The organism is Actinocorallia populi (genome assembly GCF_002995495.1).
GTDB lineage: Bacteria > Actinomycetota > Actinomycetes > Streptosporangiales > Streptosporangiaceae > Actinocorallia > Actinocorallia populi.
Genome location: NZ_PVZV01000004.1, coordinates 406,173 through 422,252, shown reverse-complemented (window position 1 = coordinate 422,252; position 16,080 = coordinate 406,173). Strand labels below are relative to the sequence as shown.

Annotated in this window: 18 protein-coding genes; 7 read left to right on the top strand and 11 right to left on the bottom strand. The window is 72.9% G+C overall.

Annotation, left to right across the window (positions count from 1 at the left end):
• Positions 1-14: 14 nt before the first annotated feature.
• Together C2865_RS41745 and C2865_RS18680 are read right to left on the bottom strand one after the other, a co-directional pair.
• Positions 15-2,291 carry a TSUP family transporter gene (locus C2865_RS41745; RefSeq protein WP_106399765.1) on the bottom strand — a complete coding sequence of 759 codons (2,277 nt, stop codon included), beginning with the start codon at positions 2,289-2,291 and terminating at the stop codon, positions 15-17.
• Complete coding sequence (locus C2865_RS18680; RefSeq protein WP_106400056.1) at positions 2,288-2,848, bottom strand: rhodanese-like domain-containing protein; 561 nt, start codon at positions 2,846-2,848, stop codon at positions 2,288-2,290. Before C2865_RS18680 ends, C2865_RS41745 begins: the two co-directional genes overlap by 4 nt.
• A 222-nt stretch (positions 2,849-3,070) precedes the next feature.
• Between C2865_RS18680 and C2865_RS18675 the strand changes: the two genes are divergently transcribed.
• The 5 genes from C2865_RS18675 (at position 3,071) to C2865_RS18655 (ending at position 7,221) form a co-directional block, all read left to right on the top strand.
• On the top strand, positions 3,071-3,433 hold the full coding sequence (locus C2865_RS18675; RefSeq protein WP_106399764.1) for an Lsr2 dimerization domain-containing protein: 363 nt from the start codon (positions 3,071-3,073) through the stop codon (positions 3,431-3,433).
• A gap of 101 nt (positions 3,434-3,534) precedes the next feature.
• Entirely contained in the window at positions 3,535-4,425 is an 891-nt protein-coding gene (locus C2865_RS18670; RefSeq protein WP_106399763.1) for a nucleoside hydrolase, read from the top strand.
• Positions 4,426-4,476: 51 nt separating this feature from the next.
• A complete protein-coding gene (locus tag C2865_RS18665; protein ID WP_106399762.1) occupies positions 4,477-5,094 on the top strand; it encodes a PadR family transcriptional regulator in 618 nt (205 codons plus the stop codon).
• Entirely contained in the window at positions 5,091-6,281 is a 1,191-nt protein-coding gene (locus tag C2865_RS18660; RefSeq protein ID WP_106399761.1) for an FAD-dependent monooxygenase, read from the top strand. Before C2865_RS18665 ends, C2865_RS18660 begins: the two co-directional genes overlap by 4 nt.
• 85 nt (positions 6,282-6,366) lie before the next feature.
• Positions 6,367-7,221: a sulfotransferase family protein gene (locus tag C2865_RS18655; RefSeq protein WP_106399760.1), complete on the top strand. Its 855-nt coding sequence runs from the start codon at positions 6,367-6,369 to the stop codon at positions 7,219-7,221.
• Here C2865_RS18655 and C2865_RS18650 read toward each other — a convergent pair.
• From C2865_RS18650 to C2865_RS18620, 7 genes are all read right to left on the bottom strand, one after another.
• Positions 7,216-7,755, bottom strand: coding sequence for a TetR/AcrR family transcriptional regulator (locus C2865_RS18650; RefSeq protein WP_106399759.1), 540 nt, complete (start codon positions 7,753-7,755; stop codon positions 7,216-7,218). The two genes, C2865_RS18655 and C2865_RS18650, sit on opposite strands and share 6 nt — an antisense overlap.
• On the bottom strand, positions 7,752-8,276 hold the full coding sequence (locus C2865_RS18645; RefSeq protein WP_232835693.1) for an SRPBCC domain-containing protein: 525 nt from the start codon (positions 8,274-8,276) through the stop codon (positions 7,752-7,754). Before C2865_RS18645 ends, C2865_RS18650 begins: the two co-directional genes overlap by 4 nt.
• A gap of 140 nt (positions 8,277-8,416) precedes the next feature.
• Complete coding sequence (locus C2865_RS18640; RefSeq protein ID WP_106399757.1) at positions 8,417-9,733, bottom strand: cytochrome P450 family protein; 1,317 nt, start codon at positions 9,731-9,733, stop codon at positions 8,417-8,419.
• A complete protein-coding gene (locus tag C2865_RS18635; RefSeq protein WP_106399756.1) occupies positions 9,730-10,326 on the bottom strand; it encodes a GTP-binding protein in 597 nt (198 codons plus the stop codon). The genes C2865_RS18640 and C2865_RS18635 overlap by 4 nt, the downstream gene beginning before the upstream one ends.
• Entirely contained in the window at positions 10,304-10,648 is a 345-nt protein-coding gene (locus C2865_RS18630) for a DUF742 domain-containing protein (protein WP_106399755.1), read from the bottom strand. Before C2865_RS18630 ends, C2865_RS18635 begins: the two co-directional genes overlap by 23 nt.
• Complete coding sequence (locus tag C2865_RS18625) at positions 10,645-11,055, bottom strand: roadblock/LC7 domain-containing protein (RefSeq protein ID WP_106399754.1); 411 nt, start codon at positions 11,053-11,055, stop codon at positions 10,645-10,647. The genes C2865_RS18630 and C2865_RS18625 overlap by 4 nt, the downstream gene beginning before the upstream one ends.
• On the bottom strand, positions 11,052-12,290 hold the full coding sequence (locus C2865_RS18620; RefSeq protein ID WP_106399753.1) for an ATP-binding protein: 1,239 nt from the start codon (positions 12,288-12,290) through the stop codon (positions 11,052-11,054). Before C2865_RS18620 ends, C2865_RS18625 begins: the two co-directional genes overlap by 4 nt.
• Before the next feature lie 234 nt (positions 12,291-12,524).
• Here C2865_RS18620 and C2865_RS18615 point away from each other — a divergent pair, with 234 nt between their 5' ends.
• Positions 12,525-13,502, top strand: coding sequence for a helix-turn-helix domain-containing protein (locus tag C2865_RS18615; protein ID WP_106399752.1), 978 nt, complete (start codon positions 12,525-12,527; stop codon positions 13,500-13,502).
• A 3-nt stretch (positions 13,503-13,505) separates the two neighbouring features.
• On the opposite strand, the gene C2865_RS18610 is transcribed toward C2865_RS18615, so the two are convergent.
• A complete protein-coding gene (locus tag C2865_RS18610) occupies positions 13,506-14,381 on the bottom strand; it encodes an aldo/keto reductase (RefSeq protein ID WP_106399751.1) in 876 nt (291 codons plus the stop codon).
• An 88-nt stretch (positions 14,382-14,469) separates the two neighbouring features.
• On the opposite strand from C2865_RS18610, the gene C2865_RS18605 reads away from it, so the two are divergent.
• Positions 14,470-15,144 carry a helix-turn-helix domain-containing protein gene (locus tag C2865_RS18605; RefSeq protein WP_106399750.1) on the top strand — a complete coding sequence of 225 codons (675 nt, stop codon included), beginning with the start codon at positions 14,470-14,472 and terminating at the stop codon, positions 15,142-15,144.
• A gap of 13 nt (positions 15,145-15,157) precedes the next feature.
• Here C2865_RS18605 and C2865_RS18600 read toward each other — a convergent pair whose 3' ends face one another.
• The gene (locus C2865_RS18600; protein ID WP_106399749.1) at positions 15,158-15,943 is read right to left on the bottom strand and encodes a dioxygenase family protein; all 786 of its coding nucleotides are present in this window, start codon (positions 15,941-15,943) and stop codon (positions 15,158-15,160) included.
• Positions 15,944-16,080: the final 137 nt, after the last annotated feature.

Here is a 16,080-nt window from a genome sequence, read left to right as displayed (position 1 = left end):
CGGGGCGGGGTGGGTCAGGCGTCCGCCGGGGTGCGGGCGGCGGCCCAGGCGGTGTAGCCGCCGAGCAGGTCGGCGACCTCGGTGCGGGCGGCCCTGCGCAGCAGGCTCGCGGCGACCGAGGAGCGGGCGCCTCCGGCGCAGTGGACGACGACCCTGCGGTCGGCGGGGATCTCTTCCAGCCGCTTCGGCAGTTCCGCCAGCGGGATGTGGAGCGAGCCCTCGATCCTTCCGTCCGCCAGTTCGCCGGTGTTGCGGACGTCGATCAGCAGCGGCGGCTCGGGGCTCGCCAGTGCCTCGCGCAGTTCGGCGAAGGTGACCCGCTCGGCCTTGGCGGCCTGTTCGGGCGCCGAGACCAGGGCGGCCTCGGGGTCGGCCAGGTAGCCGGCGGTGTCGTCCAGGCCGATCCGGGCCAGTCTGACGACGACCTCCTCCTCACGGCCTTCCGGGGCGATCACCACGATCTCCCGGCCCGGTTCGACGACCATGCCGGCCTGCTCGGCGAACCGGCCGTCGGCGGGGACGTTGATCGAGCCGACCAGGTGCCCGGCGGCGAACTCCTGGGGGTCGCGGGCGTCGACGAGCACCGCTCCGGCGTCCCGGCGGGCCAGCGCGTCGGCCAGGGACAGCTCCTTCAGGTGCTCCTCGACTCTCAGCAGCTCCCGCTCCTTGCGGTTGAGGATCGCGTCGTGGGCGAAGTAGCCGGGGGCCGCGGGCTGGCCTTCGGTGACGATGTCGATGAACTCCTGCTCGTCCATCGGGGCGCAGGCGTAGTTGCTCAGCCGCTGCGCGCCGATGGTGGACTGCAGTTCGGTCGACAGGTTCTTGCCGCAGGCCGAGCCCGCGCCGTGCGCCGGGAAGAGCCGGGTCTGGTCCGGCAGCGCCATCAGCCTGCGCTGGACGCTGTCGTAGAGCATCCGGCCCAGCTCCTCGGCGGTGACGCCGACGGAGGCCAGCAGGTCGGGGCGGCCGACGTCGCCGATGAACAGGGCGTCACCGGTCAGGACGCCGTAGGGGACGGTGTCGTCGCGGTGTTCGAAGACCAGGACGCTGACCGACTCGGGGGTGTGGCCCGGGGTCTCCAGGATCTCCAGGGTGACGTCGCCGAGGCTGATGCGCTCGTGGTCGTGCAGCTTGCGGATCGGGAACTCCGCCTCGGCGCGGGAGCCGTAGCCGATCCAGGCGCCGGTGCGGGCCGCCAGCTCCAGGTGGCCGGAGAGGAAGTCGGCGTGGAAGTGGGTGTTGATGACGCCCTCGATGTGCAGGCCGTTGGCCTCGGCGTCGTCGAGGTAGTCGGAGACGTCGCGGCGGGGGTCGACGACGACGGCCCGCCCGGTCTCGCGGTCTCCGATCAGGTAGGACGCCTGGGACAGGCAGTCCAGGTAGTGCTGTGCGAAGTACATCCGTGTCTCCTTCGGCTCCCTTGTCCCGGGATCCTTTACGAGGGTGTTCTGGACGGCGGTCCGGGTCCGCCGGACGATCAGGGCGACGGCCGCGGTGGCGGCGGCCAGGGCGACGGCTCCCAGGAAGAGGGGCTGCACTCCCGGAGGGACTTCCCGGCCGAGGACGTAGCCGGACATGACGATCACGAACCAGCCGAAGGCCTGGCGGAGGCGGTCGGGGTCGACCATCCCGGAGAGCCGGGAGCCCAGGAGGCTGCCGGTGATCGCGACGGCGGAGACGGCCAGGGTCAGCGGCCAGTCGATGGAGACGGTCTGCAGGTAGCCGGCAAGCCCCGCGAAGGACTTCATCGCGATGACCAGCAGGGACGTGCCGACGGCGACCGGCATCGGCAGCCCGCCCAGCAGGGCCAGGGCCGGTACCACCAGGAAGCCGCCGCCCGCGCCGACCAGGCCGGTGACCAGGCCGACCGCCCCGCCCTCCAGCAGGATCCTGGGGAGGGGCCGGTCCGCGCGGCGGCCGCCCGGCTCCGGGTTCCCGCCCCCGCGCAGCATGGCGGCCGCGGTGACGGCCATCATGATCCCGAAGGCGATCAGCAGGACGTCCGCCGGGACGAACGCCGCGAGCCTGCCTCCCGCGTAGGCGCCGACCATGCCCGCCGCGCCGAAGACGGCTCCGGTCCGCCAGCGCACCCGGCCGGCACGGGCGTGCGGGATCACCCCCGCCACGCTCGTCGCCCCCACGACGAACAGCGACATCGCGATCGCGGTCCTGGCGTCGACGCCGGCCAGGTAGACCAGCACCGGGGTGGTGAGGATCGAGCCTCCTCCGCCCAGCAGTCCCAGCACGACGCCGATGAGCACCGCCGCGGCGAGCGTGATCCCCAGGGTCATGACGCGGGCTTCCGCTCGGCCGGACAGGAGGTCCGGTCCGGGACGCGGTTGTAGGGCAGCTTCGCCAGCAGCATGCCCATCGCGCAGGTGTTCGTGAGGGCGGCGAACACCAGCCCGGCCCCGACGAAGGCCGACACCCACTTCAGACCGGGAATCGCCGCGCTGCCCAGCACCCCGGCCAGCACGATCGACCCGGCGGCGAGCCGGACCTGGCGCTCCAGATCCCAGCGCTGCCGCTCGCCCCGGTCGACCGGCGCGCCCGCGACCTCCCACGCGAGGATCCCGCCTGCCAGGACGGCGCCACGGGCCGGTCCCGCCGCGGCGAGGATCTTCGCCGCCTGCGCGGCGCGGGCGCCGGAGCGGCAGACGAACACCGTCTCCCCAGGGCCGCGGCGGAGCTCCTCGCAGTGCTCACGCAGCGTGTCCAGGGGGACATTGCGGGAACCGGGGATGTGCGCGGTGGCGAACTCCCCCGGCGTCCGGACGTCCAGGAGGCGTGGCGGGTTGGGCCCCGCCAGCCGTTCCCGGAGTTCCTTGACCTGCAGTTCATTGGTCATGTTCGTCACAGAGAGGCCTCCTCGCCGGCCGGGTACAGGTTCCTTGGATACCCCAGGGGGTATATTCCTCACCGTAGCCGACGGTCGCGCCGACCTCAAAATACCCCCAGGGGTATCAACGGACGAGGGAGGGCCGAGGACCGGCGGGAGGCGGATGCGCCGCATGAGTCGCGCCGAACCCTTATGCTCCTGCTCCGGCAAGAGATGAGGAGCAGACACTCAGTGGCAACCAAGACCATCGTTGTGGACGACATCGACGGGTACGACGGCGACGACGTGACGCGCCGGGAGTTCGAGGTCGGCGGCGGCAAGTACGCCATCGACCTGGGGGACGCCAACTTCAAGAAGCTCGGTGAGCTGCTGGCCGAACTCGCCCCGTTCGTCGAGAGGGCCGCAGTGGTCAAGCAGGCCGGACGCGCGCGCAAGAGCGCCGCCGACCCCGCACCGCGGCTCCAGGGCTACACCAACACCGACGTGCGCACCTGGGCGACCGAGCAGGGCATCGAGGTCGGCCGCGGCAAGATCGCCGACGAGGTGTACGACCGGTTCGTCGCGGCGCACCCCGACGCGCGTCCGGAAAGCTGACCCCGCCTCCCCCGCGCGCCGCGCCGAAAGGCGTTGCGCGCGGGGGAGGAAGGCCTCTACCGTCGTTCCGCCCGTCCCCCGCCGCCGACGAGGGGACCGCGATGCTCGACCTCTGCTTCGACCTGGAGACCCAGGATCCCGACGACGTCCTGACCCTGTGCCTGACGGCGTGCCATCCGCGGGTGCGGCTGCGCGCCGTGACGGTGACGCCCGGCTCCCCCGGGCAGGTCGGCCTGGTCCGACACGTGCTGCGCCTGCTGGGCCGCGATGACGTCCCCGTGGGGGCGAGGGACCCCGGCACGAACAGGGAGCACGTCTCGGGCTTCCACCGGCGCTGGCTCGGCGGCTGGCCGGCGGACCGTCCCGACGGGGACGTCCCGGAGGTCCTGCTCCCGGTGCTGGCCGCGCATCCCGGAACGACGCTGCTGACCGGCGGCCCGCTGCGCAACCTGCGCCTCCTGCTGGAGTGCGGGCGTCCGGTGCGGCTGGCCCGGTGGGTGGCTCAGGGCGGTTTCGCCGGAGACCCGGTGGTCCCGCCGGAGCGCAGGCTCGCCAAGTTCGACGGGCTGACCGCCTGCCCCACCTTCAACTTCAACGGCGAACCGACGGCCGCCCTGGCGGCGCTGGCGCCCGGCGCACCGATCACCCGGCGCGAGCTCGTCTCCAAGAACGTCACGCACGGCGTGCGCTACGACCGCGCCTTCCACGAGCGCCTGGAGCCCCACCGGGACGCCACCGCGGGACTCGCCCTCATCTGGCAGGGCATGGACCTGTACCTGCGCCGCCGCCCCGGCGGCAAACTGCTGCACGACCCGACCGCGGCCTGCGCCGCCATCGACCCGTCCATCGCCGTGTGGGCCGAGGCGGAGATCACCCGCGAGCCCGGCGGCTGGGCCGCCCGTCCGGGCTCGGGCACCCGCACGTTCATCACCACCGGCCTGGACCGGGACGCCCTGTTCGCCGTCCTGGCGGAGGGGGCGCGGCCGAAATAGTCAGCATTGACTAATCAACCTCGGATAGTCGATAGTGAATACGATGACGCCGTGAAGGAGAACAGGGCGAAGAAGCGCAAGGTCTCGAACCTGCTGGCGTTGGCGGTGCTGTCGTACCTCGTCCAGGGCCCCCGGCATCCGTACGAGCTGAGCCGGATGCTGCGGGACAACGACGACGGGCGCAGCATCAGGTTCAACCACGGATCGCTGTACATGGTGGTCCAGCAGCTGGCCAGGGCCGGTTTCATCGCCGCGCAGGAGACGACCCGGGAGGGGCAGCGCCCCGAGCGGACCGTCTACGCGCTCACCGAGGAGGGCAGGAGGGAGCAACGCGACTGGCTGTGCGGGCTCGTCGAGGAGCCCCAGCACGAGTACCCGCAGTTCGTGGCGGCGCTCTCGCTGATCGGCGCGCTGCACCCCGACGAGGCGGTCGGGCTGCTGCGGCGCAGGCTGGAGCGGCTCGACGGGCGGATCGCGCAGACGCGCGACCTGGTCGACGGGGCCTCCGCCCTGGGGGTGCACCCGCTGTTCTCCGTCGAGGAGGAGTACCGGCTGGCGCTGCTGGCGGCCGACCGCGCCTTCACCGAACGGCTCATCGCGCAGATCACCGACCCGGAGGACGGCTGGGCCGCGGAATGGGCCCGGTTCCACGAAAGGCAGGATCCATGAACCGAGCGCGAACGGCCCTGGTCATCGGCGGCGGCATCGCCGGACCCGCGGCGGCGATGGCCTTGCGGAAGGCCGGCGTCGAGGCGTCCGTCCACGAGGCGCGCCCCGGCACCGCCGACGGCGCCGGCGTCTTCCTCACCCTCGGATCCAACGGGCTGGCCGCCCTGGAGATCCTCGGCGCGGACGCCCGTGCGCTGGAGGCCGGCTTCCCCACGCCGGGAATCCTGCTGCGCGGCGGCGGCGGCAAGGAGCTGGGCGTCAGCCGGATCAGCGCGGCCGACCCCGTCAGCCGCACCCTGCGGCGCTCCGACCTGTACCGGGCGGTCCGCGACGAGGCGCTCGGCCAGGGCGTGCGGTTCGAACACGGCAAGCGCCTGGTCGAGGCCCGCGACACCGGTGACGGCGTCACGGCGGTGTTCGCGGACGGCACCGAGGCGTCCGCCGACCTGCTCGTCGGCGCCGACGGGGTGCACTCGACCGTCCGGCGGATCATCGACCCGAAGGCGCCCTCCCCCTCGTACGGGGGGTTGCTCAACCTCGGCGGCCACGCCCGCGGGGTGAAGGCGGACGCCGAGCCCGGCTCCTACGTCATGGTCTTCGGCCGCAAGGCGTTCTTCGGCTACGTGCTCTCCCCCGACGGGGAGGTCTGGTGGTTCGCCAACGTGCCGTGCAAGCACGAGCCTGCCCGGAGCGAGCTGGAAGGGATCTCCGCGGACGCCTGGCTGGAGCGGCTGAAGGGGCTCTTCGCACGCGACGCGGGTCCCGCCGTGCGGATCCTGGAGGCCACCGACCCCTCGGACGTGATGACGGCGAGTCCCCTGCACCTGCTCCCCCACCTGCCGCACTGGCAGCGGGGCCGCATGGTCGTCGTCGGGGACGCCGCGCACGCGCCCTCCCCCAGTTCGGGGCAGGGCGCGTCGCTGGCCGTCGAGGACGCCGTGGAGCTGGCCCGCTGCCTGCGTGACGTCCCGAACGACCCTCTCGCCCGCTTCGAGCGGCTCCGCCGGCCCCGCGTCGAGCGCATCGTCAAGGCCGCGGCGCGCGTCAACTCCAGCAAGGCTCCGGGCCCCGTCGGGCGGGTCCTCCTCGAGGCGTTCCTGCCGGTGGTCCTCAGGTCCGCCGCTTCCGGACGGCAGGTCCGGGAGGTCTACGGGCACCGCATCGACTGGACGGCCTCCGCCGCCTGACCGCAGAGGCGCGGGAGCCGCGCCGGGCTCCCGCTGTTCGCCGGATGGCAGCCGTCCGTTCACGGAGGCTGCCTAGGTTGGCCGGGTGAGCTGGAAGCAGAAGGTCCGCGCCACCGTGGCGCAGCGCACGGGGTACGAGCTGCGCAGGGTCGCCGCCCCGCGGCCCAGGACCGAGCACGACGTCCCCAGGCCGCCCGCGGATCCCGAGCACGACCGGCTGCTGCGGGCCCCGGTGTTCCTGCTCTCGTCGGTGCGGTCGGGCTCGACCCTGCTGCGGCTCATGCTGGACAGCCACCCGCTGGTCCACGCCCCGCACGAGACGCACGTCCGCAGGCTGGGCGTGGAGTTCCGGACCCCTCCGGTGCGCCAGGCGATGGAGGCGTGCGGGCACCGCCGGACGGACCTGGAGCACCTCCTGTGGGACAGGGTGCTGCACCGCGAGCTCGCCAGGAGCGGCAAGCGGGTCCTGGTGGAGAAGACGCCGAGCAACGTCTTCGTCTGGCAGCGCATCAGGAAGTGCTGGCCCGACGCCCGGTTCGTCTTCCTCATCCGCCACCCGCTGTCGATCGCCCGCTCCTGGCACGAGGCCGACCCGGAGAACCGGCCCTTCGACCTGGCCGTGGAGCGGACCCTGCACTACATGAAGGCTCTGCAGCGCGCCCGCCGCGGGCTGTCCGGCCCCACCCTGCGCTACGAGGACCTGGTCGCCGACCCGGAGGCCGAGACCCGCCGCCTCTGCGCGGCGCTCGGCGTCCCCTGGGACGCCGCGATGCTGGAGTACGGCGCCCACGACCACGGCGAGATCGCCAAGGGCATCGGCGACTGGCGCGAGAAGATCACCACCGGCCGCGTCCAGCCGGGCCGCCCCCTGCCCTCCCCCGAGGAGATCCCCGAGCTCCTCCTGCCCATCACCCGGACCTGGGGCTACCCGGCCTCATGACCCGCCGGCGAAGGCGCGGGCGCCTTCGGCCCAGGTGCGGTCCAGGTCGGAGTCCGGGAGGAAGCGGCCGTCCAGCTCGAGGATCACCATGCCGTGGGCGAAGGCCCACAGGGCCTGGGCGCGGTGGGGGTCGCCGGCGGCCAGGAAGAAGGGCGTCCCCGACCATTCCTCCAGGCCCGGCGCCAGGCGGTCGCGGGCCAGGGGCTCGGCGGTGGCCAGGCGGTACAGGTGCGGGGCGCCCAGCGCGTGCTCGCGGTAGGCGCGCAGCACCGCGGCCACCGGTCCGGGCTCCGCCAGCGCGCAGTACAGGACGGCCCCCAGTTCGGCGAGGCCCCGCTCGATCAGCGCGGCCTCGACCGCCGCCTTGTCCGGGAAGTGCTTGTAGAGGGAGGCGGCGCGGATGCCCAGGCTCGCGGCGATCTCCCGCATGGTCAGTGCCTCCGCGCCCCTCTCCTCCAGCAGGACCCGGGCGGCCGAGACGATCTCGACGGCCCGGGGGGTCAGCGGGGAGAGCGCCGGTTGTGCTGTGCTCATCCGGTCATTGTCTCCACTCGCGTCTTCAGTGCCGCGTTCATCGCCTTGAACCCGTCCTCGACGTCCAGCGCGCTGCCCGCGACGGGCACGAGCGCCCCGGTGAACCGCTCGCCCTGCACGAACCGGCTGCGCCCGGCACCGGCCGGCTCGATGAGGAAGTAGTGTTCACCGTCCGCCAGCCCGGGGAACACGAAGTTGCCGATCCAGCGCAGTTCCCGTCCCGGCTCCACCACCAGGACCCGCGGTTCGAACTTCATGGTGCCGCCGTTGTTGGAGATCTCGTTGGCCAGCCGTCCGCCCTCGCGCAGCTCACCCGTCGAGCTCACCAGGAACGGGTTCCACTCGGGGTAGGCCCGCTGGTCGGTGAGCACCGCCCAGATCCGCTCGGGCGACGCCTCGATCTCGATCTCGGTGCGGATCTCGTGCGGCCGCAGCCGTGTCCATCCGTACGACCCCAGGGCGACGACGACCAGCAGGACGACCACTCCGCCCAGCACCATTTTCCACATCGCGGCCTCCATCAGGCTAACGTTGTTAGCCTGAACTCTAGGCTAACAACGTTAGCCGCACAAGCCCGTACGGCTCACGGAACAGGGGCACGTGTGAAGGAGAAACGCGACCGCCGCCGCTCAAGAAAGCGGCGGCGGACGTCAAGCGCGGGTCAGGCCCGCCACCAGGCGGCCACGCGCGCCCAGAAGGACGAGGGCGCCGGGGGCGGCGCGACCGGCTGCCGCGGGACGGGGGCGAGGGCCCTGGCGGGCGGGTGGTCCGGTTCCGGGGTGGGCGTCAGGACGGGGACGGGCGTGAACCGCACGGGCAGGCCCGCCATCGAGCGGTGGAAGGGGCCGGGACGCCACTGGATCTTGTCGGCGGAGACGGCCAGGTCGAGGTCGGGCAGCCGGTCCAGGAGCTTCTCGAGGGCGATCGTGGCGATGATCCGGGCCGGGCCCTTGGCCGGGCAGGTGTGCGGTCCCGCGCTGAAGGCCAGGTGGGCGCGGTTGCCGGTCCGGTGGGCGCTCCACTTGGACGGGTCGGTGTTGACCGCCTTGTAGGCGATGGCCACCGGCTGGTCGGCGGGCATGACGTGGCCCTCGCGCTCCACGTTGCGCACCGGGTAGGTGAACCCGAAGTTCGCGATGGGCGGGTCGGTCCACAACACCTCGTCCAGGGCGTCCTCGATGGGCAGGCTCCCGCCGGACAGGTCGCCGGCGAACCGCTCGTCCGACAGCAGCAGCCGCAGCGCGTTGGCGACGAGGTCGTGCACCGGCGCGGTGCCGGTGGCCATGAGCAGGCCGATCTGGTCGGCCAGCTCCTCGTCGGTGAGGTTCGCCGGGTGCTCGGCCATCCACGAGACGATGTCGGAGGCGGGCTGCACCCGCTTGAGCCGGGCGAGCTCCAGCGCGGCCTGGTTGAACGTCGCCATGGCCTGCCCGGGGTCGACCAGCTCGGCCACGCCGAGCAGGCCCTGGACGAGCCGGTCGCCGATGTCCGGCGGGCAGCCGAAGAACCGGTTGAACACCAGCAGCGGGAGCTGCGCGCTGTACTGGGCGGCCAGGTCGGCCTCGCCCTCCTCGGCGAACCGGTCGATGAGGAGGTCGGCGCTCTGCTCGACGTACTCGCGCAGCGAGACGGCGTCGGCCCGCTCGAACGTGTCGGTGATCGTCTTGCGGAACCGGGAGTGCTCGGCGCCGTCGCTGTACAGGACGCCGGGCCGGTACCCCATGACCGGGCGCACCGGGCACTCCGCGGGCATCGTCCGCTCCCAGCGGCGCGGGTCCTTGGGGAAGGTGACGGGGTCCCGCAGCACCTCCAGCGCCGCGTCGTAGCCCAGGACGACCGTCACGGGCACCCCGGGCGCCAGTTCGGCGGGGGCGTAGTTGCCGTAGCGGGCGCGCAGCGTCTCGTAGACGCCTCCCGGGTCGGCGGCGAACTGCGCGTCGTAGAGCTTGACGCGCTCCTGGTCCGGTTCGGTGTTCATGCGGGGTCCCGTTCGAGGGAGATCAGGTGGTCGACCAGCGCGATCAGCGCCCGCACCGACGAGTCGTGGTCGCGCGCGTCGCAGAGGAGCAGGGGGGTGGTGGGGAGCAGGTCGAGCGCCTCGCGGATCTCCTCCAGCGGGTAGGAGGGCGCCCCGTCGAACTGGTTGACGGCCACCGCGTACGGCAGGCCGCGCTGTTCGAGCAGGTTCACCACCTCGAAGGACATCTCGAGGCGGTTGGTGTCCACCAGGACGAGCGCTCCCAGCGCGCCCAGGGACAGGTCGTGCCACAGCTGCGTGAAGCGCTGCTGTCCGGGCGCGCCGAAGAGGTACAGCACGAGCTGCTCGGTGAGCGTGAGGCGGCCGAAGTCCATCGCCACGGTCGTCGTGGTCTTGTCCTCGACGCCGGCCAGGTCGTCGACGAGCTCGCCGGCCCTGGTCATGCGCTCCTCGGTGCGCAGCGGGCGGATCTCCGACAGCGTGCCGACGAACGTCGTCTTGCCGACCGCGAAGTGCCCGACGACCAGGATCTTCACGGCGGTCTTCACCGACGCGCCGAGGTACAGCCCGTCAGAGGCGAGCGCGGAGCCCATCCAGCACCTCCTGGAGAAGACCGGCCGAGGGCCGCTGCGACGGCGCGGGAGAGCGGACGACGAGGTGGCCGCTGTCCACGAGGTCCGAGAGCAGGACCTTGGTGATGGTCACGGGCAGCCGGAGGTGGCCGGCGATCTCGGCGACCGACAGGGCCCCGCCCCGGCACAGCTCCATGACGCGGCGCTGCTCGGGGGTGAGCCCGGTGGTGGCGGGACGCGCGACGGCCACCAGGGTGACCAGGTCGAACACGTTGCGGCTGGGGTGCGCCCGGCCGCCCGTCACGACGTGCAGGCGGACGAGTGGGCGTTCGGGCGGTCTCATGCGGAGGCGCCGCCCTGGCGGGCCGGGCTCATCAGCTCCTTGCCCAGCCGCTGGACGAGCTCCTGCAGCCGGTAGGAGACCGCCTCCATGTCGACGGCCGGTCCCGCCGACACCGCCAGGTAGGCGTTCATGCCCGCGGCGACCAGGAAGACGTAGCCGTTCTCGAACTCGTTCACCGTCTGGTGCCAGACGGTGTCGGGGTCGCCGCAGAACTCGGCGGTGCTGCGGGCGAGCGACTGCAGCCCGGACATCCCGGCGGCCTGCCGTTCGGCGTCGTCGCGGGGGATGCCCTCGGAGTGCGCGATGAGAAGCCCGTCGGCCGACAGCAGGATGGCGTAGCGCGTCTCCGGCATGCGCAGCGCGTCGTCCAGCATCCAGCCGAGCTTGTTGTTCGTGACCTCTGTCAACGCTGGTCCTTCTCTTCGCTTGCGGACGGGGAGCCGGCCCGGCCGGACCGGGTGCCGCGCTGCCAGGCCCCCAGGCCCGCGGCCTTCTGCCGGGAGGGTTCGGGCCGGGCGGGCTCGGCGGGCGCGGAAAGGGAGACCACGGGTTCGCCGGCCTCGCCGGCCTCCTGCCGCCGCCGTTTGGGCAGGCCCCCCGAGGTCAGCACCGGTGCGGCCGGCACGGCCTCGAAGCGGGGCGGCGCCTCCCGGGTGACCGCGGTCAGCAGCTCCGACGGCAGGAACACCACGGCGCGCACCCCTCCGTACGGGGAGCGGCTGTCGACCGAGACCCGGAAGCCGTAGCGGGCGGCCAGGACGCCGATGGCGGCGAACCCGATCTGCGGCGGGTCGCCGAGCCGGTGGACGTCCACGGACCGCCGCCCGTCCAGCAGCTCGGCCGCGTGCTGGAGCTCCTCGGCGTCCATCGCGACGCCCGCGTCGTCGATCATGATGGCCAGGCCGTTGTGGGTGGTCTGGAAGTTCACCTCGACCGGGGTGCTGGGCTGGGAGTGCCGGGCGGCGTTGTCGAGCAGTTCGGCGACGGCCAGCACGACCGGCTCGACCGCGCGGCTGACCACCGCGACGTTCGGCTCGGCGTAGATCTTGATCCGCAGGTAGTCGCGGATGCGGGAGGTCGCCCCGCGCACCACGTCGTCGAGCGACGACGCCTGGCGCTGCAGGCCCGGCCATGAGCCGCACAGCACCGCGGTGGCCTGCACGCGCCGGCCGAGCTGGGCGTTCATGTGGTCGATGCGCAGCAGGTCCTCCAGCACCGCCGGGTCGTCGTGCCGCCGCTGCATCTCGGTGATGACGACCTGCTGCTCGTTGGCGAGGCTCTGCACGGTGCGCATCATCGTGCGGAGCGTGCCCTTGGCGGACTTGTCGGCGTGCGACCTGATCCCGTCCGCGGCGGAGGCGAACATGCCGGTGACGGCGTCGAGGTCGCGGGCGAAGTCGGTCTGGTGCAGCAGCCCGCGGTGGGGCGCGGCGGGCGGGTGGCCGGGAGAGGCCATCACCTGGGGGAGGCCGACCGCGACCAGGTGGTTCAACGCCTGGTCGCGCGCGGTCAGCTTGGCCGCCAGCAGTGCGCTCTCCTCCTCCAGCCGCGCGGTCAGCCGCCGCTGGCGCACGAGCACCAGCGAGACGGCGAAGAAGGCGATGCTCGCGCAGACGAACGCGAGGAGGGACAGGTGCTCCATCTGACTGCTGTCACTCTCAGTAATGTCCGGGACACGTGGGATTAGAGACAGTAGAACCCCGGCTTCCTGCGCACTTGTGGTCACGCGCAGAGAACTTTTCCCCGAACGCAGTACAAACCGCCCGGTTGTCATGGCGTTTTGTACTAATCTGCCGAAACCGTCGGGGGAAGTACGGTCAAAAGTTCGCATGCGCGGTGCCGTGCGCGTGCGCGGTGTCTGGAGGGTGCACGAGCAGTGCCCTGGAACGTCTACACGGTCGAGCGCGCCTCCACCGACGAGTTGCCCCCGCGCGAGCGCGCTGAGTTCTGGCGGGAGCACATCACCGCCCACCAGTGCGACCTGGACTACCGGTTCTCCGGTCCCGGCTTCAGCGGGACGACCGTCCACCAGCGCAGCGCGGCCTACCAGCTCGTCGAGTTCCGCTCCGACGCGATCTCCTACCTGCGCACCCCCGCGCACATCCGCCGCGCGCCCGACGAGGACTACCGCCTCGTCATCCCGTTCGCCGGCGGGATGACGGTGCGCCAGCACGACCGGTGGAGCCGGCTGACGCCCGGCACCGGCGCCCTCGTCACCCTCGCCGAGCCGCTGGAGCTCAGGCAGGCGTCCGACACGCACGGGCTCGTGCTGACCATCCCCGCCCGGCAGGTGGACGAGCCGCTCGGACGCTCCACGCCGCCGGCCCTGCAGCTGAACCTGCGCGTCGGGCTGGGGCGCGTCGTCGCCGACCTGCTGAAGGGCCTGGCCCGCGAACGCCACACGCTGACCGGGCCCCAGTTCGACGCGGCCTGCGACCGGCTGGTGGAGCTGCTGTGCCTGATCTCGACCGGCGACGAGCGGTCCGACGCGCCCGCCCGCCTGGCGGAGCTCTCCGCTCTCGTCCGCCGGTACGTCCGCGCCCACGCCGCCGACCCCGACCTGAACGGCACGACGATCGCGCTGGACCTCGGCTGGTCCCTGCGCCAGATCCAGCTCGCCCTGCAGCACGCCGGCACCACGCCGCGCGACCTGATCCGCGAGGAGCGGCTGCGGCTGGCCCGCCGCCTCCTGCAGGACCCCTCGCACGCCCACCTCCCGATCACCGACCTCGCCTACGCCGCGGGGTTCTCCTCACCCAGCGCGCTGAGCACCGCCTTCCGTCACCGCTACGGCACGACGCCACGGGAGGCGCGGCGTTCGGCCGCCCTCCCCGTCCTCGGAAAGGGCGGCTGAACCTCAGGCCGCGAGCCCGGCCAGGTCCTCCCGGGTGAGGCGGAGGTCCGCGGCGGCCATGTTCTCCTCCAGGTGGGCCAGGGAGCCCGTGCCGGGAATGGGCAGCATCACCGGAGAGCGGGCCAGCAGCCAGGCCAGGGCCACCTGGTTGCGGGTCGCGCCGTGCCGGGCGGCCACGCGGTCCAGGCCCGCCGCCGCGAGCGGCTGGAAGCCGCCGCCCAGGGGGAAGAACGGGACGAAGGCGATGCCGGAGCGCTCGCACTCGGCGATCAGTTCGGCGTCGCCGGGACGGGTGTTCATCAGGTTGAAGCTGTTCTGCACGGCCGCGACGGGCGCCACCTCCCGCGCCTCGGCGAGCTGGGCCGGATCGACGTGGCTCAGGCCCAGATGGCGGATCAGGCCCTCCTCGCGCAGTCCGGCCAGGACGGCGAAACGTTCGCCCACCGGCTCGCCGCCGGGGACGCCCAGCCCGCCCACCCGCAGGTAGACCAGGTCGAGGCGGTCCACGCCGAGCGCCTCCATGTCGGCCTCCACCAGTTCGCGCAGCCGCTCGGGCGGCGCCTGGCGGGAGGGGACCCCGTCGTCGCCCAGGAGCGGGCCGACCTTCGTCGCGACGGCCAGCCCGTCGTAGGGGTGCAGCGCCCGCCGGATCAGGTCGTGCGCCCGCACGCCCTCCCGCGCGTAGAAACCGGCCGAGTCGATGTGGTCGGCGCCCAGCTCGACGGCCCTCCGCAACACCGCGACGCCTTCTTCGGGGTCGCGGACGTCGCCGGAGAACCCGAAGGACGCGGGCAACCGCATCGCCCCGAACCCGAGCCGGTTGATCTTCAGGTCTCCGCCCAGCGGGAAGCTTCCCGCGGTGTTCGTCTGGATGTTCATGCCCCCCACCGTGGCCCGTCCGCCGTCCCGCCGCCAACGTCTGGCAGCAAGCTGCCATCCCGCCCCTTCCGTAGGCGAGACTGGACGGGTGGAGACCACCGACCGCATCGTCACCGTGCGCGGCGAGGAAGAACTGCTCGCCCGTGCGGGTCATCTGTTCACCTCGGTGCGCGAGGACTTCCTCTGCGCCGCCCGCGACCCGGACACCTGGTCCCAGCCCGCCGCCAGGCACGCCGTCCGCGACCGCATGCGCACCTCCGGCACCGGCGCCTTCACCGTCCGCAAGCTCTTCAGCCCCACCGCCCTGGCCGACGAACCCACCCGCGCCCACCTTCACAGGGTCTCCGCCGCGGGCGCCCTGGTCCGCATCAGCGCCGCCCCCCTCCCCCACGAAACGATCATCATCGACCGCCGCCTGATGGTCCTGGCCGGCCCCGCCACACCCGCCGGCCGCGAGTACACCATCACCGCCTCGCCCGTCCTCCTGGGCAGCGTCCTCTCCCTCTTCGAAGCCGCCTGGGAGACCTCCCCTCCCTTCACCTCCTGGCTCACCGCCGAAGCCCCCCACCTGGACCCCGGCTCCCGCGCCGTCCTCCAAGCCCTCGGCTCCGGCCTCACCGACGAGACCGCCGCCCGCCGCCTGGGCCTCTCCCTGCGCACCTACCGCCGCCGCGTGGCCGCCCTGATGACGGCCCTCCAGGCCGACTCCCGCTTCCAGGCCGGCCTCCACGCCGCCGCCTTCGGCCTCGCCGAACACCGCTGACCCCGCGACGGGTTCAGACGGGGACGTTCAGGCGGGCGGTGTAGCCGCTTTCGGGGTCTCCGGTGACGGTGGCGAGCTGGAGGGAGTGGCCGTCGGCGAAGACGCCGTCCTCCGCCAGGGAGGAGCGGGCGAGGTGGGCGGCGCTCCGTTCGTAGCCGGGGGCGGTGTAGGCCTCGGCGCAGGCGGCTTCGGGGAAGGCCAGCTGGGAGGTCTTGATGCCCTTCGCGGAGGCGGTGGCCTTGGCGAGAGTGGCGTAGACCTCGAAGTGGATGTGGGGCCAGCGGCCTGGATAGGAGCCGGGGAAGATGGTGACGAAACGGACTTTGCCTGTCTTGTCGGCTTCCTGGACGCCGCGCAGGTAGTTCTCCTCCGTCGCGCCCGCGGAGTAGAGGGAGTACCGGCCCTCCCGGTCGCAGTGCCACACGTAGACGGCGGCGCCACGGTAGGGGGCGCCGCCGTCGGTGACGGTGAGTTCGACGGTCACGGGGACGCCCTCGGCGGTGCCGGAGGCGGAGCCGAAGCTGGAGCGGATGTCGCTGCGGACGACGCCGCTCTCGGTCAGGACGTCGGGGCCGTTGGAGCCGTCCGCGGGATAGGGGCCGGCGGTCTCGTCGGGGATCTCCCCCGCCGCGGGCGCGGCTGGCGCGGACGCCGGGGACGCGGGGGTCTCCTCGGCGGCGCAGGCCGCCGTGCCCAGCAGGACGGCTCCGCCCAGCAGGCCCAGCATGCGGCGGCGGTCCAGGAGCCTCGGCAGGTCGTGGGACAGGCCCCGGTCGTGGTCGTCCTCGTGGTGGTGCATGGGCCGGTCCCTTCTCGTCCTCGGCGGCCGTCGCCTTCAGTGTCCCCCTGGCGGGCCGGGACGCCGCCACGTCAGGAGGATCACCTTCCTTCCGGAGGGTTCCCGGCATCGGGCGTACCCACGAGGGAAGGGAAAAG